General features: G+C 46.8%; 17 protein-coding genes. 4 read left to right on the top strand and 13 right to left on the bottom strand.

The window, feature by feature from the left end; translation table 11 throughout:
- Window positions 1-225: 225 nt before the first annotated feature.
- From K7B07_RS23120 to K7B07_RS23110, 3 genes are all read right to left on the bottom strand, one after another.
- Complete coding sequence (locus K7B07_RS23120; RefSeq protein ID WP_223712913.1) at window positions 226-993, bottom strand: hypothetical protein; 768 nt, start codon at window positions 991-993, stop codon at window positions 226-228.
- Entirely contained in the window at window positions 957-2,552 is a 1,596-nt protein-coding gene (locus K7B07_RS23115) for an RNA-directed DNA polymerase (protein ID WP_223712912.1), read from the bottom strand. The genes K7B07_RS23120 and K7B07_RS23115 overlap by 37 nt, the downstream gene beginning before the upstream one ends.
- Window positions 2,553-2,727: 175 nt before the next feature.
- Complete coding sequence (locus tag K7B07_RS23110; RefSeq protein WP_223712911.1) at window positions 2,728-3,138, bottom strand: helix-turn-helix domain-containing protein; 411 nt, start codon at window positions 3,136-3,138, stop codon at window positions 2,728-2,730.
- Between the two features lie 157 nt (window positions 3,139-3,295).
- Here K7B07_RS23110 and K7B07_RS23105 point away from each other — a divergent pair, with 157 nt between their 5' ends.
- The 4 genes from K7B07_RS23105 (at window position 3,296) to K7B07_RS23090 (ending at window position 6,372) form a co-directional block, all read left to right on the top strand.
- The gene (locus tag K7B07_RS23105; protein WP_223712910.1) at window positions 3,296-3,520 is read left to right on the top strand and encodes a hypothetical protein; all 225 of its coding nucleotides are present in this window, start codon (window positions 3,296-3,298) and stop codon (window positions 3,518-3,520) included.
- A gap of 150 nt (window positions 3,521-3,670) precedes the next feature.
- Window positions 3,671-4,063: a hypothetical protein gene (locus K7B07_RS23100; RefSeq protein WP_223712909.1), complete on the top strand. Its 393-nt coding sequence runs from the start codon at window positions 3,671-3,673 to the stop codon at window positions 4,061-4,063.
- A 239-nt stretch (window positions 4,064-4,302) separates the two neighbouring features.
- On the top strand, window positions 4,303-4,551 hold the full coding sequence (locus K7B07_RS23095; protein ID WP_223712908.1) for a hypothetical protein: 249 nt from the start codon (window positions 4,303-4,305) through the stop codon (window positions 4,549-4,551).
- A 510-nt stretch (window positions 4,552-5,061) separates the two neighbouring features.
- The gene (locus K7B07_RS23090) at window positions 5,062-6,372 is read left to right on the top strand and encodes a glycoside hydrolase (protein ID WP_223712907.1); all 1,311 of its coding nucleotides are present in this window, start codon (window positions 5,062-5,064) and stop codon (window positions 6,370-6,372) included.
- 21 nt (window positions 6,373-6,393) lie between these two features.
- On the opposite strand, the gene K7B07_RS23085 is transcribed toward K7B07_RS23090, so the two are convergent.
- The 10 genes from K7B07_RS23085 to K7B07_RS23040 form a co-directional block, all read right to left on the bottom strand.
- Window positions 6,394-6,855, bottom strand: a complete 462-nt coding sequence (locus tag K7B07_RS23085; protein WP_223712906.1) for a hypothetical protein — start codon at window positions 6,853-6,855, stop codon at window positions 6,394-6,396.
- 563 nt (window positions 6,856-7,418) lie between these two features.
- Entirely contained in the window at window positions 7,419-8,489 is a 1,071-nt protein-coding gene (locus tag K7B07_RS23080; RefSeq protein ID WP_223712905.1) for an SO2930 family diheme c-type cytochrome, read from the bottom strand.
- A gap of 77 nt (window positions 8,490-8,566) precedes the next feature.
- A complete protein-coding gene (locus K7B07_RS23075; RefSeq protein ID WP_223712904.1) occupies window positions 8,567-9,844 on the bottom strand; it encodes a parallel beta-helix domain-containing protein in 1,278 nt (425 codons plus the stop codon).
- A gap of 17 nt (window positions 9,845-9,861) precedes the next feature.
- On the bottom strand, window positions 9,862-12,624 hold the full coding sequence (locus K7B07_RS23070) for a TonB-dependent receptor (protein WP_223712903.1): 2,763 nt from the start codon (window positions 12,622-12,624) through the stop codon (window positions 9,862-9,864).
- Window positions 12,625-12,768: 144 nt separating this feature from the next.
- Complete coding sequence (locus K7B07_RS23065) at window positions 12,769-14,160, bottom strand: aldehyde dehydrogenase (protein ID WP_262903591.1); 1,392 nt, start codon at window positions 14,158-14,160, stop codon at window positions 12,769-12,771.
- On the bottom strand, window positions 14,160-14,765 hold the full coding sequence (locus K7B07_RS23060) for a TetR/AcrR family transcriptional regulator (RefSeq protein WP_223712902.1): 606 nt from the start codon (window positions 14,763-14,765) through the stop codon (window positions 14,160-14,162). The genes K7B07_RS23065 and K7B07_RS23060 overlap by 1 nt, the downstream gene beginning before the upstream one ends.
- A 316-nt stretch (window positions 14,766-15,081) precedes the next feature.
- Window positions 15,082-15,306, bottom strand: coding sequence for a hypervirulence associated TUDOR domain-containing protein (locus K7B07_RS23055; RefSeq protein WP_223712901.1), 225 nt, complete (start codon window positions 15,304-15,306; stop codon window positions 15,082-15,084).
- Between the two features lie 10 nt (window positions 15,307-15,316).
- Window positions 15,317-15,850, bottom strand: coding sequence for a DUF488 domain-containing protein (locus K7B07_RS23050; protein ID WP_223712900.1), 534 nt, complete (start codon window positions 15,848-15,850; stop codon window positions 15,317-15,319).
- Window positions 15,851-15,887: 37 nt separating this feature from the next.
- The gene (locus tag K7B07_RS23045; protein ID WP_223712899.1) at window positions 15,888-16,697 is read right to left on the bottom strand and encodes an alpha/beta hydrolase; all 810 of its coding nucleotides are present in this window, start codon (window positions 16,695-16,697) and stop codon (window positions 15,888-15,890) included.
- 209 nt (window positions 16,698-16,906) lie between these two features.
- A complete protein-coding gene (locus tag K7B07_RS23040) occupies window positions 16,907-18,109 on the bottom strand; it encodes a Gfo/Idh/MocA family protein (protein ID WP_223712898.1) in 1,203 nt (400 codons plus the stop codon).
- Between the last annotated feature and the right edge of the window lie 143 nt (window positions 18,110-18,252).

Raw genomic sequence — 18,252 nt, 5'->3', positions numbered from 1 at the left:
TACAGCCCCGGCCACCAAACATAAATATACGCAATTCGCCGCATTGCAGCCGGCAACCGGGCAATGCAGCCTGTGAAGTAAAGCCCGTTCTGCATTATAATTTTGCGTTGTGCTACAATAGCCAACCCTTTAAAACCCGCAAGGGTAGGGGCTTAGCGCTTGCCGATGGTATTTTTCAGGGTTTGGGCGTGTCCCCGGTAAGGGGCGGCACCAACAACGGCGAAACTAGAATGTACTATCCAGTTCCATATCTCTAACTAATCCTTCCAATAAACTTTCAAATGCCTCATTAGGCGTATTTCCACCTGATAGATTATATATCAAACTATTTACATTAAACTTACAATAGGTCCCCTTCCTTGGGTTATATAGACCAGCCCACTTCCATGCTCCATGTTCACTTACTTGCCTGAGAGCTAAATAAATAAAAAGCTGTTTTAGGTCAGTCGATTTAAAATTCCTGTTAACTGTCTTTACTTCATATAGAGTATCGTCAATGAGCAAATCTGCCTCTAAATCTGATATGAAATTATACCCTTTGAGGGTTGGCTTAAATTGTAGAGATTCTCTTTTTGTTTTAGTAATAAACTCGACGGTATTATTTGTAATATTTACAATATCCTTAGTTTCTGCATTTGTCAGAACTAAATTATCATCGGAATAATTTTTAGATTTCCAAATAAATTTAGCTGTTTTTCTTAGCAACTCCATTACGTTATTATCGTCAGATAAATAGTCAACAGCTTCTACACTTCTTTCAATTACTATTTGAGAAAGATTAAACGATACCTCTGAGACCAGGTCGTATCTTATATCATCGTCAATAGTTACTGCTGGGTTTGAATTAATTGCTTCTATTTGCGCCTCGTTAAAAACCCGCATAAAATTGGGTGTAAGTATTGGAAAGCTTCGTTTCCAAATTGTCGTAAATTTTTCTGCTATGTCTCTTTCGCTTATCATACAAGTATAAGGGAATTCTGTTGCTTTCTCCATTCGCTCCAATCTCTAATAATGTGCTCTTCTCTACTAAACAAGCTCTTATTATGTGTCCTCCAATGCTTGCCCTCATCACCCAAGAAATATGAGGCGTAAATAACAGCGCGTCTTTCCCAAGTAGTTAAAGTTGTAAATTGATTTTTTATATCCACTAACCAATAATGGCAAGTCCAATTGGCCATTGCAATAATAATTTGCCTCTTTAGTAAGTGGTTGGTCTGAGTTTCAAAAAGCTTGATAAACAATGCCTCTTTCTCAGACGAATATCTTAATGAAAGTATTTGAACGATGTAATTTAAATTCATTTCGATTTTAGTCAGATAGCTTTGACTACCGAAAAGTTCTAATAAAGATTTATCCACAAGTTCTTTCCCATCGTCGTTAAGGTCTTCATATATGCTTCTTACTGCTCGCATAATTGAAGTAAATACAGGAGAAAGCGTTACAAGATTGTTATGATCGAGGAGAATGCTTACTGCTTGTACCTGATTTGCTTTAGAAAGCACTTTAGTCGCATTGATTGCCTGCTTTGTAACAGTTTGATCAATACGAGTTTTATTAACCTCTCTTGACAAAATGCCTACTATATCAATTTCTTTAACCGCTTCTTTCAATGCATCATAATCTTCAACTGCCGTAGCAGAATATGGATCAAACCTTATAGATATATTCAATAATTTCTGTTCTTCTTCGGCACTAGTGTCATTAGTCGGTTTTGGATCAAGAAACCTGTTGATTTCTCTAAATTCTTCTGACGACATAATCTTGGTCTTATCTTTTTGTAGTCCCAATTGATCATTAGAAAGTTTTTCCGAGAGAAGAATGAGAATTTTGTAAGCTTCCGATTCATCGTCGCAAAAAATAGTATAATCATCAGCATATCTACAAAAAGTTATTCCTCTAGATCGCAAGTGAAAGTCTGTATGATTTAGTGCCAATTCGGCCAGTATTCTCGATGCAGGCCCACCAACTGGAAGACCGTAGGAAATAGTGCCTGAAAAAACGCTTAACAACTTAATTATTCTTTTAGGAATATCTGTTGTTGTGTCTACCCGCTTTAACTCATTTTCTAATTTATGATGATTTATCCTTGGATAAAAATTTGAAATATCCGTTTGAAGAACAAAATTATAAGACTTTGAATTTTCTATACACTGCATCTTATAATCATTCCAGGTGGTATCCTTAAAAAGGGTGCCATTGTCCTCATCCCATCCAAAACGATAAGAAAAAATTCTGTTTTCAGACTCATTAATTCTTGTCTGTTCAATGCTATTGGCCAGCGAAATAACCAAGCCAAGGAAATAAGCATTCCAAAAAGGTTCTATCATGGTTGCTTGCCTAAAACCATAGTAACCTACTTGGCTTAATTTAACCAGAGTAAGTGGGGGAGATTGACTAAGTGTTTGCTCCAAATTCGCATGATAGACTTCTAATAAATCTAAGATCTCGTTAAGTTTATCGCTAAACAAATACCTTTCAAAGGGGAATGGAAAGATATCTGTGTCTCCATGTTTTATAATATTAAGAAGGGCTTTTCTAAAATTTTCTCTCATTCATATAAATTTTAACGCTCCTAGTATTTGAAACAATGATACGTTTTGGTATTTGCAGAAGTGAATTACTAATTGAGAAGTCATAAGCGTAGCAGAGCAAAAGATATAGCGGATAGCCCGACCCCGGCCGTGTACTGATGTTGTGCGCTGGTAGGGCAGGGGGCACGCCCTAAAACTATTTATTGATCAACTTCTCCAACCTCGCCATCATTTCATCCTTCTCCTTCAGCATTCGTTCATAAAGCGCCATCTTCTCTTCGTGTAGTTTCTTAATTTCCTCTATAGGATTAATATTTATCGTGCCTTGATTAAAGAACGAACTATTGTCATTATTATTAATTGTATTCGCAATCACATTCACCGCCTGCTCTTCATCAAAATTCTGGATAGCCTCTACAGGCACTTTCAGTATGGCAGAAATTTGTTGCAGCAGGGAAGTGTCAATGGTTTCCTTCTGCTCCAGCAGGGATACGCGTTGCTGGTTCCAGTCATCGCCCAGGTCGGCGGCAAGAGCATCCTGTTTTATACCCAGCATTTCGCGGAAACGTTTCACATTGCGGCCTTCATGTATTTTATTGTTTGGCATAGTTTTATAAGTTGTCATAGGGCAAATTTACTTTATTCGTATCATAAACAGCGGCCTAAAGTTAGGTAAAAAACACATCAATTCTTGTGAAATACATCTGTGCTGTTGTAGGAAACGGCCAACGGGCAACCTTGCTTTGTATGAAAAATCAGGCTATATGAAAACACCAAAACAATTGCCACCATGCATCCGCATTATAAAGCGGATGATGGTATGCAGCGAAACGTTTCAATGCTGGGGCGGCGGCACTACCGAAGCACCCATCATTTGGCTGGCGGGCGATACGCTTACAGATTTCGGCTTCAGGGATCGCGATGTGGTCGAAATTGATTGCCGGCCCGGCCGGCTTGTCATTACCAAATGCGAAGAATTAAAACCCTGACAAAAAAAATCAGTTTCCTATGACAACAACACCCAAACACCCAAAGAAAATAAACCCTACACGGCGGCTCACCATTTGCAGCAAAGGATTCCCGAGGCGATGGGGCGCGTACATAAATTTTCCCAGCATAAACCTTAGCGGCAAATAGCGTTGAGGGATAAACTAACACTGTTTGGCTATAATCCTTTACCGGAAAGCGTTCCGGCAGATCGTATCAGTTTTTTATCCGGTAATGGCGACAGGCGCGAAATTGTTTTATGTTCCCTTAACCTGGGTGAAGCCCGCAGCGTCAGCATCAATCAGCGCGACTTCGGTTATACACCGCGCCCGGATCTGTTGATATTGCTCACCGTCTATATGAGCAATACGAACCCTGTAATGTACCTCATCCCAAGCATGGTATTTACCACGCCCGGCAATATATTTCTGAACCATGAGCAGCCGGCAGCGTTGCGTCATTTTTCTACATGGGAGATCAAAGTTTTTACCAGAGCAATTGAAGAGCTAAGCCATTATGCGCTGGATGCGGTAAACGAGTTATAACCAGTCTTGAAAAGATGCAGAGGACTACATTATGTTAAGTAGAAGGATGGCTACTACGGAAATCAGGGTAGTGCAAAGCGCCTATTTTCTTCGTCATGTATAATTATCGCTACCGTGCATTTCCCCGAAGAATCCCGATAGTTATCGGGACAGCGCAGTAGCGGTACGCCAATAAGCAGGCGGCAGACGCTTCAAGCTACACCTAAAATAAGGCCGGCAGGCTGCTTATCGTGCCGGGTGTGCGTGTGCGCTGGCCGGCCAAACGGCGGAGCATTCGTTTGGCCTTGTCCCGAAAGCTTTCGGGATTCGTCCTTTTGCATCAAGGCAAAAGAACAAATAAACAATGCCCGCGCAGCGCCAGCCTGGAAAAATGCAAACAAATGCAAAGCGAAGCGGCGCACATTGCATTTTTTACAGGCCAGCGTAGCGGCCATGTTTTTAAAAGAAGCGTGGGCAAAAAAAAGGCAAAAATTTTAAAGACACTATAACGACTGCGTGAACATGGGTGCAGTAAAAATCTCCTGCGTATGTTTTTTTGCACCGCAGGAATTTTTACCAACCCATGGAGCGCATACCATTACGGCTATTTACCCGCAGGGCAAGGCTCCGCCTTAAAGCGGAGCCGCAGACATAACGTTCAATTATAGGATAAACGGATCAGGCGCCGATTTCCGGCGGCCCGTTTTGTCCTATAATTTATATTATGTTAAATAATAAATTTGATAAAGGATCTGTAAATAAAACCCGATCACTTTATATTCTATACACCTCCTTATCCCAAAGCTCCTCTCCCCGGCATCAGCGCCATCAATTCCCTAATCAGACGGACCCCGACGAAGCCTGTCCGGGTCGAACTTTGTTCGGACGAAACTGCTCTTTATAATTGAATTCTGCTTCGACAAGCTCAGCACGACGTTAACCGGCTGCGCTTTTAAAAACGTTTCTATAAATTTATAACGCGTTATAAACCGGCTAAGCATTATCTGATGAAACACAAAATGAAAATACAGCTTGTTTTGCTGCTGCCATTGGCTGCGGCGCTCTTTTTCGTTCCGGGCGCCAACGCGGCCGTATCTGATGATGATCCTTCCACCGTTACCTGTAACGGACCATGGAAATTTAAAACCGGTGATCATCCCCAGTGGAGCGACCCGGATCTTGATGACGCAGATTGGGCGCTTGTGGATCTTTCTGCGCCGCCGGGTGCGCATGACGGCGATGTAGGATTCTCGGGCTATGTACCGGGATGGACCACTAAAGGGCACGGCAACTATTCCGGATTTGCCTGGTACCGCATAAAAATTTCATTAGATATGGTAAAGGGAGCTCAGCTGGCCATAGCCTGCCCCCCTGCTGTTGATGATGCCTATCAATTGTTCCTTAACGGAGCATTGCTTGGTAATGCCGGCGATTTTTCAAAACCGGAGCCTGTGGCATACAGTGTACAACCCCGGCTGTTTTTGTTGCCGGACAGTATCCGGAACAAAAAATCGGTGACGATCGCTTTCAGAGTCTGGATGAGCAAGGCTACCTTAAGCCAGCTTCCGGACGCCGGCGGCATTCATATTGCTCCGGTACTGGGTGAAAAAAGCAGCGTTGCCGCCATCTACCAATTCCAATGGGATCAGATCATCAAAGGCTATATAGCGGAAGTGATCTTGCCTGCTATATTCCTGTTATTGGCGCTGCTGATCTCCATTTTTTATAAGCCTGGGAAACAGTATCAGTGGTTTGTATTTGCGTTGATCTTACTGGCGCTGGTGCGCGCCAACCAGGCGGTTTTCTACTGGTTCCAGGTAGAAAGCGCTCATACGTTTGACATTATTACCCCGGTGATCCTGATACCATTGACGCTGGGCAGCTGGCTGATGGCCTGGTGGAACTGGCACAAACTGGAAGAATCTGTTTGGATTCCGCGGATCATTGCCGTGCTGATGCTCCTTTATATGTGCTCGCAGCTGCTGGGGCTGCCCTGGATGGCCGAATCAATTTCTCATTCTATTTTTAATACACTTTCTAACATCATCCGCCTGTTATTTCTTTTATTGATGCTGTATATAATCTACCGCGGTATCCGGCAGCACACAGAAGATAAATGGCTTGTTTTATTGGCCACACTGCTGATTTCAACCGGCTTGTTTGCACAGGAATTATCAGCGCTTCACATTCAGGGTATTTGGTTCCCTTTTGGTGTGGGCGTCTCCCGCTCTCAATATGCTTATGCGGCATTTGATATAGTAATGTTCCTGATATTGATCCGCCATTATCGACGGCAAACCCATCGCTTCCGGGCTTCGACAGCTGTTTAAAAGAAATAAAAGCAATATCTCTTATCTTTCGCGCACGTATCTTTCAATATTGTAGCGACTAACATTGCTGCCTTCAATTTTTTCAACCCCCTGCTGTATCAGCGTATCGTTTCTAACAGATATCGTAAAACTAAAATCATTGCCTTCCCAGTTACGGGCATTGCAATATTCGAGGTGTTCTGTATAGGTACTATCTTTCAATATATAAGTGCCGCCCCCTGCAGAAAAAACAGCGGAGTCCTTCCAGCTGTTCAGACCGTGATGCAAAAATGCAAAATGGCTGTCGTTAATGATCTTGATAAAGGACCGGTCTTTCGTATAGTCGGTAATCGTGGTGTCGCCGTTTTCAATAAGTGTTCCGGTTAAAAGCTTCCAGGTACCGGCCAATGATAGTTTGGGTTTCGCAATTTTTTCTTCCTGCTGTTGCTGGGTACAGGACATTACCAAAACACCGCCCAGGGCAATCATTATTTTTAATTTCATGTGGTTGAGGTTTAGTGACGGAAGATAAACATTTTTTGTTATCCTTCTGCCACAAAGACAGAAAGACACAAAGCCGCACAAAGAGAATAAAGAGCTTCTTGTTTCCCGTGGCTTTCGTGACTTCGGGTTCGCTGGCGGCATGAGCGTAAAGACACAAACCTGCACAAAGCTTATAAAAAACCTTCGTGTTCCTTTGAGCCTTCGAGACTTCGTGGTTCCGCGTTCGTCCGCCGCAAAGAATATACAAAGCCACAAGGCCTGCTCTCACAGATAACACGGCTGATCACAGACTGGTATATGAAGTACCGGTGCCAAGACCTCTCGTGCAAATCTGCACAATCCCTGAGCAGCCTTACCCCGTTTGCCGCAGCGTCACTGAAGCAAGGGGTTCTCAAAGCAACAATAAAAAAACCTTTGTGTTCCTTTGAGCCTTCGAGACTTTGTGGTTCTGTGTTCATTCGCCACAAAAACACAGAACCACAAAGAAACACAAAGGGTTTAAAGCCACTTACTATGGAAAAGGAAAGGTGGTGAACACCTGTCAGCCGGCCTGATCAGACACACTATTTCATTTTTTTGATCCATTCTGTAATAAGCGCCACGCCTTCTTTGTGGATCACGGAACGGCCCAGCTCCGGCATGGCGATATTCGGCTCTGCACTGTTCATCCGGTATACAAATATGGAATGCGCCGGATCACTGGGAACAATATCATAATTCAGGCCGCCGGCCCCACCTCCTGCTGATACGGGTTCCTTCATGACGCCGACATGGTAAGGATCTTTTTCATCATAATCGAGGAACAACCCGGTATTGGAAGCATCGCCGGTAGCACGGTGGCAATGCGCACAGTTCATCTCCAGGTAAGCCCGCGCCCGCTGATCCAAGGTATAACGCTGGGCATCCGTCCAATCCGGCAGTTGTCCGATACTGTCCGCCACAGGCATTCCCGTCAACATCCCCTGTGCGGCCCAATGTGCCAGCTGGTTCTCTTTTTGTCCTTTTACAATAAAGTTAAGGTTACGTGCTTTGGGTCCGATCGGTTGCAGCTCATTGTTATTATTATGACAGCGCTTGCAGTCATTCAGGTTGGGCACCAGGTAGGTGGTGCGGATCTCATTACCGGCATCATCAATAAAAGCGATGGGCAGTGCAGCGCCGGTAATATGCTTCACTGCTTCCGTCTGCTCCTGGTTCCATAAATAGTCCATCACCTTCCATTGCGCGTCCGCCGGATCCTTTACCAGCAACCGGGTCTCGATCATGACCTTCCGGCCGGCTTTATTTTTATACGCAAAGTTTTTGATGATGATAGAGGCGTCCGGAAAATCGAGCACACCGTTGGCCGTATACTTCAACGGCTTGCCTTTTGGCAGTACGATGAACCGGTCCTTAACCGTATAATCACTGAACAAGGGGGTGATGATCTCATAATGGGTAACACCGGCGGCGGGTTGCAGCGTCTTCAGTTCCCCGGCAAAGAACCCGTAGTCCGACAGTTTTTCCCGGAACACAAACCCGGTTTGCACAGGGAGCTCCTTACTCCCCTGTTTATTCTTACAGCCCTGCTGCAGAACCGCTGCAGCTGCCAGCAACAGCGTGATAAAAGCACTTACCCGATAAACCTTTTTCATTTCTTGATCTTTTTATGGGCCCGGCAACAGTACTACTATGGGAGCCTGTTGCGTCGCACACTTCAACGCCCGTACTACTATTTGCAAACAAAAGGTGCCACATCCGTATTCGGCTTCCAGCTGGCCGGGTTGGCCATGTTCAGAAAATCACCGTTCACAAACACATTGTCCCCGCTTTGCCGGATACACAATGAATCCGGATTGACGGCTGTACCATTCTTTAGTACATTCGACGACACTCCGTCGTAAAAGATGAACGGGATGCGTTTTATTTTCGGATCGGCCTTCCGCAGTGCCTGCTCCACCGCTACAAACATGGGTCCCATACGGTGCTCATGTACCGGAACCGGAAAATCAGGAGCCATTTCAAATGTATTTCCATGAATTTTTATATGGGAGGAAATGGGGAAATACTGGTCACTGATCCGGTTCACCGCGCTGTCGTCCACCGCAAAGCCGGATGCCAGGATGATACCGGACGTATTGTTGTTGATGATGCGGTTGTTGTACAGCTCCACATCCGAAGTGGCCAGGATGATGATGCCGCTGCCCGGAGGCGCATTGCCTACCCCCCATGCGGTGCCGAAGCTGCCTGCCTTGGCAAAGTTCCTGAAATTATTATCATGGATATAATTGTTATAGGCCTTCACTTTACCGCCCCGCTGCGAAAGCCCGGGCAGGTCAAACACCAGGAAGCCGGCAGTATTGTTATAAAACTCATTGTCGTACACTTCTGCATGGGTGGTATTCTCCACTTCGCAACCGGCTACATTCTTCGCTCCTTTGTTCTTGCGGATGATGGCGGAGTCCGACTGTCCTACATAGATCCCCGCATCGGAAGAACCTTCCACATAACAGTTCTCTACCAGCACATTTTTACAGAGCACAGGATAAATGGCATAGCCGCCGCTGGTAGAATCGGCCGTTTTCCAAACGGCATGCAGATTGGTCACGACCACGTCCCGGCTCTTATTGATCTTGATAAGATCGCCTTTTGAATCGCGTATGGTCATGTTATCAATGGTAAACCCGGTAAGGGCCGTAACCCGGATGCCCTCCCCTCCTGTTTTCTGGGAAGAAAAATCCAGGATGGTCTTTTCCGGTCCTTCACCCCGGATGCGGATGTGCTTTACATTGGCCAGGCTGAGATTGTCGAAATGATACACCCCTGCCTTTAGCAGTACATCCGTGCTGTCTTTGACCATTAAAAAAGTTTCGACGATCTTCGCCTCATCACCCGGGCCAAAACTGAGGGCATTTTTGTATACTGACTTTTCACCGGTACCTGTCTGACAGGAAGTAAAGAGCAGCAGCCCCAATTCCAGGAGGATTAAGAAAGATTGTTTGTAGCTCATTGTTTCAGTATTCATGGTTAAAAAATATTGTATGCAAAGGATACATAATAGGTAGCACCGATCATGGGATTGGCAATACCCGTGGAATAGTATTTATTAGTAATATTCGTGCCGCCTAACCGGATGCCGGAGTGCGCCTTCAATAGCTTATAGCTGATCTGGGCATCAATAACGGCCGATGAAGGAACGGTACCTTCACCCCCGCCGCCGTTCACCACATAAAAATAACCCGGTTTGTAACGCAATGTGGTGTTGAACGACCATACCTTGTTATACCCGAACCCGGAATTGCCCAGATCAAAGTTAATATGATAATTAGGCGCATTAAAATTATTGACCTGCGTATTGTTCTTATTATTGATATGGTCGGAGAAATAGTTGGCTTTAAAACGGAAGCTACGCAGGAAGTCGATACTGATGCTGGCGGCATAACCATAGGTTTCCACGCCCTTTGCCCCGTTAAAGGCGATGTTATAAACCGTATACTTATTCTGATCCTTAAATGCGGTAACGTCATCCGTGCCCGGTGTGTTAGCCACATTGGCATAGCCGATAAAATTCTTCCAGGTGGCATAATAGCCGAGCACATCAATTAAAATAAATTTATTGATCACCGTGGCATAACCCAGTTCAAAGGCATTTACCGATTGCGGTTTAATCCCCTCATAGGAAAACTTTTTTAATACCGATGGATCATTGCTGTTCTGGTACTGCCGCACGCTTTCCAATGTATAAGGTGGGTACTGGTCAAAATGATACACGCCGTTCAGCAGGTAACTGGAGCCACCTGAAGAATAGCTGTTGTACCCGTTCAATGTATTTTGCAAAGCCTGTATATTGCTGGGATAACTATAGGCATTCTGGTAGGAAAAGCGGATGTAGTTATTGTGATCGGCTTCAAATACAGAAGACAGACGGGAAGTGATCTTTGGATCCGTGAACAATGAATTCTTATCCCAGCGGAAGGAAGCGCTGAGGTTGAGCTTCTCCCGGATCACTTTTTTGGAGGCCTGGAGGTAAGCGCTCCATTCGTTTACATTGATGGGCTTGTCATTGTCCGGGAACAGGGTATTCTTACTGTTCAACCGGTACAGGCGGTAGTTGACACCTGCGATCAGGTTCATGAATTTGACCATGTCGGAAAAATTATACTGCGCTTCTGCGTTATACAATTTGGAACGGTCCAGGAACAGGGTCCCACCCTCAGAGATCGGCCGGTTGGCAATACTGTCTTTTAAGCGGTTGAAATACACACTGCCTTGCAAGGGCATACCCTGATCCGCAAAGCCTCTTGCCGTTAAATTGGCCGCTTCCAGGCTGGATCCTCCGGCCAGTGCGGTAAGCAACGCCATGGTATACTGCGGGTACCAGCCGTCACCGGTACTTTCATTGTAGCTGGGCTTCCAGGCCTCATTGAGATACTGCGCCGTAGGGCCTGCCAGTAAGGTGCGACCGGAATTTTCCATAGTGGTATATGTCCTTACAAACCAGTTGTTGGCCCGCAGTTCCAACCGGTACTGCCCTACCTTAAACCCGCGGATCTGGTACCGGGTATCATTGGTATATACGATATTCCCGGTGCCGAAAGTACCGGATCCGATCAGCTCCATGCCGGGGGTTAGTTTGTACCGCAGCTCCGCATTGCTTTTGAACATATAGGCTTTGTTATTCAGATAGCCATATTCAGGGTAACCGGTACGGGCCACATAGTACGAAGGATGTTCTGCCAGAAAGGGTTCTATCAGCGGCGCCAGTGAAGGATCTGCGGCCAGCGCGCCCTGCATAAACGGCACCAGGTCCACGGAGGTTGCCCCACCGTAATAATTCACGCCGTTATAATTCGGATCGGTATAGCGCGACCCCGGTCCGTTCTTATTGGTGGAATCGGTGGCTACCCAATCATTGCCCTGGGTGTATTGTACATTCAGCTTATAGGCAAAGCGTTCTCCCAGTTTCTGCGCCCAGCGCATGCTCCAGTCGTAATACGGTGAAGCCTTTACCGGGTCGCCGTATTTTTTCCCGTTGATATGATTGACGCCCTGTGTGATGAGAAAACTAAAGCCCTGGTCTTTAAAAGGGTTCTTGCTGGTGGTGATCATGGTACCATTCAGTCCGCGTGAGCCATACAACGCCGATGAAGCGCCGGTGAGCAATTCAATATTATCCACGTCCAGCTGCGTGGGACTGATCACCGACCCCAGGGGGAAGTTGAGCCCCGGCGCCTGGTTGTCCATTCCGTCTACGATCTGTGTAAAATTGGTATTGCCGCTGGTATTGAAACCCCGGGTGGTAATGCTGGTAAAACCCATACTAGACACGGTTACATCCACTCCGCGTAATCCCTGCAAGGCATCGATATAATTGAGCTGCGGCGATTGCTGTATGTCGCGCCGGCTGAGTTGTTCGATGGTAACCGGGGCCGTAAGTTTACGCTGTACCATGCGACTGGCATTGACCACCACTTCCTCCCCCAGCGTGGATACCGGATTTAACGCCACTTCCAGCGCACCGGGCGCACCAACCGTTTGTTCCTTTGTTTCATAGCCCGTGGAAGAAAAAACAAGCGTCAGCGGAAAATTCATTTTAGCAGTTAAATGAAATCTGCCCCGGTCATCCGTATACGTACCGGACCCTGCCCCTTTTACGGATACGGAAATGGCGGGCAGTGGCTGTTTTGTTTCGGCATTGGTGACCACACCGCTGACCGTCTGGCGCTGTGCGTTTACGGCCGCCGGAGCGGCCCCTAATAAAATAAGCAATGCAAGCAATCTTTTTTTCATCTGTCTGTTTTTTAAGTTTTTAGTTGCCGGATGGAATGACCTATAAAATTTTATCGCCCCGGGCGAGATCTTGCTCAAAAAATTTTATACCTCATTTCATACTCGTTTTTTAGCAGTGGTCAGAAAAGGTTCAATCGTTAATTTTTAAAAGATGCGTTTCAGCCATTTTAGCTTATCCCCGTACGGCGGATATTTCACCGGGGGATCAAACCATACCGGTGTCTTCATAACGGCGCGGGCATGTGTAAACAGCTTAAAGCTGTGGATACCGCGGTAGGCACCAATACCGCTTTGTCCTACCCCGCCAAAGGGAAGATGTGCATTAGCCAGGTGTTGTATGGTGTTGTTGACGCACCCGTTACCGAATGCCGTACGATCCAGCCATTCCCGTTCTGTTCTCTTACTGGTAGTGAACAGGTAGAAGGCCAGCGGGTTTTTATGCTGCTCCACAATCGCAGCAGCTTCTTCCCTGGTACGAAAGGAAAGCACCGGCAGCAACGGCCCAAAGAGCTCCTCCTGCATCAGCGCATCGGTAGCCGTAATGTCCTTTAAAATCGTAGGGGCGATGAACCGGTCTGCGGCATCATAAGTGCCCCCGGTAACCACGCGGCCCGCACTGTTTTCAAGCAGGGTGATCAGTGCATCAAAGCGCCGGCGGTTGATGATGCGGCCATAGTCCGGGCTGCTTTGTACCTCCGTCCCAAAGAAAGCAGTAATACTTTCTTTCAATACTTCCAGGAAACGGTCGTGAATGTCTGCATGCACCAGCAGGTAATCCGGGGCCACACAGGTCTGACCCGCATTGATGAATTTACCAAAGATGATCCTCCGAGCGCTTACCGCAAGGGCGGCGTCCTTTTCAACAATTGCCGGGCTCTTGCCGCCCAGTTCCAGTGTTACGGGCACCAGCTTTTGAGCAGCAAGTTCATATACCGACCGCCCGACGGTACCACTGCCGGTGTAAAAGACATGATCAAAACGAATGGCATTCATCAAATCCGGCACCACCCCAGCCCCCTCCCCCTGCACCACGCGGATGTAATTTTCAGGAAAGCTATTTTTAAAGATGCTGCCAATCACTGCTGCAGTAGCGGCCGCGTGCTCCGAAGGTTTGATGACAACACAATTGCCGCCGGCAATAGCACCAACCACCGGCACCAGGCCCAGCAGCAGCGGATAGTTCCAGGCACCGATGATCAGTACCACTCCTTTAGGATGTGGGTGGAGGCGACTGGCAGAAGGGATATTAAGCAGGTTGGTTATTACCCGCTCCGGACGCATCCAGGAGCGCAGTCTCTTAATCGCTGTTTTTGTTTCAGACAACAGCAGTCCGAATTCCGTGAGGAAGGCTTCCGTTTTGCTTTTCCGGAGATCATGGTACAGGGCATTGTAAATATCTTCTTCATGCGCTTCAAGCGCTGTGCGGAACGCCACCAGTTGCCGGAGCCGGAAGCTGTAAGAAAGTGTGGCTCCGCTTTCAAAGAAACGGCGCAGATCGCTTACGGGGCTTATTACCGATGACGTTGTTGTTTCCATCAGCCGGCCTTGGGTTTGTGAAAAATAAGGGATACCAGGAATTTCATGTCCTGCAAACTATGGGTATAATCCACTTCGGTACTTCCTTTTAAGATGGAACGTTGTTCCACACTGTGTTTTAAAGCATCGCTGATATCGATCAGCAGGGAAGCGATCTTTGATGCATTACCCTTTTCGACAACACCTTCGTGCATGGCTTCTTTTAATATTTCCGCCAGAAAGGCCTGCTCCTGTTTCCTGAAATCCTCATACAGTTCAAAAAATCGCGGTAATACTTTATTGAGTGTGCCGGGAGAGATCTTGCCCACATTCAGTACATTGATATAATATTTAAACCGGGAATCCAGGTAAAACCAGATCTTGGCCTCCACCCCTTTCTTCTGTGCTGTTTTCTGCTGCAGGGTGCCGATGTATTTTTTACCTTCTGCAATAGCGGTCTCCACAAAGAGATCCTCTTTGTTTTTATAATAATAATAAAGCGAGGCCTTATTCAGACCGATCACTTTTGCGATATCATCCAGTGTGGTCTTTTCAAGTCCGTACTTTGTAAAACACTGTATGGCCGCCGCTCCGATCTTTTGTCTTAATGCTTCTTTCTTGGTCATATGATGATTCAATGGCTCTTCCAAAGCTAGATTTATTTTTCTATTTTTCAAATTTTTTATCAAAATGTTTGAAAAATAAATTTTTAGCACTGACTGCTATGGGGGTGGAAAGGCTATAAAACGGATTAAAATGGGGGAAGATTGACACGCTCCAAAAGTGGGCCGTTATAAAGGAGCCGTATCCGTACTTTAACGGGCGGCAGCTAAATAAAAAAAGTGTTTTCCAAACGGTTTAGAGGGTTGTTATGTTAACAGCGGCCTTTGAAGTGCGTTTCATGTATTGAGCGTGGTATCGGGTCGGGTAAATAGATTCCTGTTATTTTTTACCGGTACCCAGTTTTGTAAGCGCACTGCCTTTATGGGCGGCGATATGATCCGTTTTATCACTCTTTATCTCATACTGCGGATCGGTTTCCGAGGCATGATGGGTATACCCTTTATAGTCGAAATCTTTTTTGTGCACCTTTATGATAGTGCCTGAAACCCTTCCGGCTTCAGAGTTCCAGCTTACGGTATCACCCACCTTAAATAGTGTCGCCATTTTTTTTATTTTACCGATCAAATAAACCGGCATCGAAATAAACCACCTTATCCCCCTCCACTCTTGCCGGTTGGGTATAGGGATGCTCCGTTGCTTTTCCGGGTGCCATGATATGCAATACCTCCCAGCCCTTTGCCTTGAGGTAATCGGATACCATCGAACGGTGACAGCGCCACCATACGGCTTCCGAACACATACAGGCCGTAGGTTGCTTTACAGCAAGCGCCTCGAGTTTTTCGATTCCCTTTTCAAAGCTCGGGGTTTCCATATAATCAGCATAACCGCGGAATGCCGCATTGCGCCAGCGGTCGTTCCTGGAATGCGGCTGCACCGCCCTTCTGCCACCCAGCTCCTCCAGGTGCACATACCCGATGCCTTTGTCTTTTAGTGCTGTGGCCAGCACTTCGCTGCCGAAACGGGGAAATTTCCTTGAGCCGGGAAAACGCCGGATATCTGCCAGCATACGGATGCTGAAGGATGCTAACATCCCGATAAAATCCTCCATGCTATGAGTGGAATGGCCTATGGTATAGAGGGTGTGCATACCAGCTTAATTCTACACAAGGTACAACATTTTCCCGCTACAGGCCGGAAAGTCTTTTTGCTTCCCTTAGCAGGAGCGGAAATGCCGGCTCGGCCATGCCGCCATGATCAAAACCCTGCAGTTCATAAAGTGGTACCTGCTTATTACCGGCCAGTTTCAGCATGCGTTGCAGGTATGCATTTTCTTCATAGCGGCCATACAATTCTTTTTCCCGGTCGCCGGTAATAAGCAAAATGGAAGGTATTGCTTTCCGGACATGATACAGGGGTGCCAGCGTATCGATCACCGGTTGCAGCGGCGCCATGCCCCGCTCCTCTCTCACTGTAAAATGGGTAATGCATTGCGCACTGAACGGGACCGCTCCCAGCAAACTGTCGGCATCAATTTGATGGCGTTTCAGGTATTTTTTATCCAGTGTCAGCATCAGGTCCAGGTAGCCTCCGGCCGAATGCCCGGATAAAATGATCTTTGACCGGGTACCATTATAACGGGCAATGTGCTCAAAGACCCATGCCACGGCCGCCGCGGCGTCTTCGATATATTGTGGCGCTTTCACATTCGGAGAGAACCGGTATCCCACGCCCACGATGATATAACCCTTGTTCATCAGTGCTGCCGGTATCTCTTTTTTACCGGCCTTTAATCCTCCTCCGTGAAACCACACGACGGTAGTGGCATCCTTTTGATTTTTGGGATAATATACATCCAGCCGGCACTGCTGCTGCTGATAGGCGTCCTGTTCTGAAGATGCAGCGTAATAGGCAATATCTTTTTCCCAACCGTAATCCTGCTGCGCCTGCGTTTCAAAAGCAGCGCACAAAATCATTAAAACAAGTAACCGTTTCATACCAGATCATTTAGAGATTCCGGAGAACAAGATACGGCTTTCTACGGATCCCGTCGTTATGGCAGGGAAATCAGGTCCGGGACAACACCCTTTCCGGTATCTTCCGGTCGTCACTTTGTTGTGACAGCACCGGCCAGCATAGAAAAGACGCAGGCGTTTGGACGGTCCTTCATTTGCTGATTGTGTCTTTATCGTTCATTTGAACGGTATCATATTGCTGAGTAATCCGGCTGCCAGCGTTGCACCTGACCGGTCTCCGCCGCCGCATTACCCATATGTACTGCAATGGCTACATCTTTTCCGGTAAGCACGCTGCTGGCCACCGGTGTTCCGTTTATGATGGAATCGGCAAAACCGCTAAGCGCGAAAAAGGTAGGCTCTGTTTTTTTCTCATCCTTGTATACATAAATTCCTTTACCCTGTTCCAGTGCTTCCTTTGTAGCACCCGTTACACCATCCACCGTGGCATAGGTCTTCACGCGGTTTTCGGTATAGAACATCGCATAATCCCGGCCCAGCTCAAATGTGCCTTTAGAGCCAAAAATACGCATCCGGTACCCTACGAATTCGTTGCTCAGTACCGAACCAACCAGGGACCTGACACCTCCGGGATAAGCATATACGGCATGAATATTATCATAGGTAGTGCGGCCATCTTTCCAGAAATTAATCCCCCCCATGGCCACCACACTTTCCGGTGGTGCGCCAGCAAGCCAGTTCACCAGGTCGATCTGGTGGGCCGCCAGTTCGGCAAGCAGCCCGCCGGAGTATTCCTTATACATCCGCCAGTTTACCGTCTTCTCCGTACGACCGCCATCCACCGGCCGGCGCCAGTTGTTGTTCCGGTTGTATTGCGATTCAAAATGTGTCACGGTCCCGATCATATCCTCCGCCAGCAGTTTTTTTATCTTAGGATACATTTCATAATACCGGTACTGGTGCCCAACCTGTAGCACCAGTTTGGGATGCTGTTTCATGGCGCGTGCCAGCGACAATGCCTGTCCGATATTATAGGTCATCGTTTTCTCCACATAAGTATGTTTATTGGCACTGATCGCATCCATGGCCATGGAATGATGCAGGTACAGTGGTGTTGCGATGATAACGGCTTCCACATTCTTATCTGCCAGCAATGCTTTATAATCCTTGTATGACCGGGCGCCGGCTGCGGCCAGCTTCATTCCTGCCTGCAAATGGGCTTCATCGATATCGCAGCAGGCCACCAGCTGCACGGTCTTTATCTTTTTCAACGTGCCGGCTAGGCCCAGGCCCCGCTGTCCTACACCGATCAGGCCCACCCGTACTACTTCCTTATTCAGACCCGGAGTGAATGCGGCGGCGCCAATGGAATAACCGGCCATGGCTACAGAACTTTGTTTCAAAAAATCGCGGCGTGAAAATCGTTTACTCATTTTGTTTGTTTAAGGTACCAATACATTTCTGGTTTACAGATGCACAGCAGTCCTGCATAAAACCGGCTCCAACCTCCGCTGTATCATCATTTGATGCGTTATGCCCTTAAAGATATCCAATTGCGCTGATGCGCGCATCAGAA

Origin of the sequence: Niabella beijingensis, assembly GCF_020034665.1 — a bacterium.
GTDB lineage: Bacteria > Bacteroidota > Bacteroidia > Chitinophagales > Chitinophagaceae > Niabella > Niabella beijingensis.
The sequence above is the reverse complement of the archived record's forward strand: the minus strand, read 5'-3'. Positions and strand labels throughout refer to the sequence as shown.

Excerpts from the sequence above, each read along its gene's own strand:
- K7B07_RS23075 (WP_223712904.1), bottom strand. The coding sequence starts at position 9,844 with ATGAGCTACAAACAATCTTTCTTAATCCTCCTGGAATTGGGGCTGCTG.
- K7B07_RS23110 (WP_223712911.1), bottom strand. The coding sequence starts at position 3,138 with ATGCCAAACAATAAAATACATGAAGGCCGCAATGTGAAACGTTTCCGC.
- K7B07_RS23060 (WP_223712902.1), bottom strand. The coding sequence starts at position 14,765 with ATGACCAAGAAAGAAGCATTAAGACAAAAGATCGGAGCGGCGGCCATA.
- K7B07_RS23040 (WP_223712898.1), bottom strand. The coding sequence starts at position 18,109 with ATGAGTAAACGATTTTCACGCCGCGATTTTTTGAAACAAAGTTCTGTA.
- K7B07_RS23085 (WP_223712906.1), bottom strand. The coding sequence starts at position 6,855 with ATGAAATTAAAAATAATGATTGCCCTGGGCGGTGTTTTGGTAATGTCC.
- K7B07_RS23045 (WP_223712899.1), bottom strand. The coding sequence starts at position 16,697 with ATGAAACGGTTACTTGTTTTAATGATTTTGTGCGCTGCTTTTGAAACG.
- K7B07_RS23055 (WP_223712901.1), bottom strand. The coding sequence starts at position 15,306 with ATGGCGACACTATTTAAGGTGGGTGATACCGTAAGCTGGAACTCTGAA.
- K7B07_RS23105 (WP_223712910.1), top strand. The coding sequence starts at position 3,296 with ATGAAAACACCAAAACAATTGCCACCATGCATCCGCATTATAAAGCGG.
- K7B07_RS23120 (WP_223712913.1), bottom strand. The coding sequence starts at position 993 with ATGGAGAAAGCAACAGAATTCCCTTATACTTGTATGATAAGCGAAAGA.
- K7B07_RS23050 (WP_223712900.1), bottom strand. The coding sequence starts at position 15,850 with ATGCACACCCTCTATACCATAGGCCATTCCACTCATAGCATGGAGGAT.
- K7B07_RS23115 (WP_223712912.1), bottom strand. The coding sequence starts at position 2,552 with ATGAGAGAAAATTTTAGAAAAGCCCTTCTTAATATTATAAAACATGGA.
- K7B07_RS23065 (WP_262903591.1), bottom strand. The coding sequence starts at position 14,160 with ATGGAAACAACAACGTCATCGGTAATAAGCCCCGTAAGCGATCTGCGC.
- K7B07_RS23080 (WP_223712905.1), bottom strand. The coding sequence starts at position 8,489 with ATGAAAAAGGTTTATCGGGTAAGTGCTTTTATCACGCTGTTGCTGGCA.
- K7B07_RS23090 (WP_223712907.1), top strand. The coding sequence starts at position 5,062 with ATGAAAATACAGCTTGTTTTGCTGCTGCCATTGGCTGCGGCGCTCTTT.
- K7B07_RS23070 (WP_223712903.1), bottom strand. The coding sequence starts at position 12,624 with ATGAAAAAAAGATTGCTTGCATTGCTTATTTTATTAGGGGCCGCTCCG.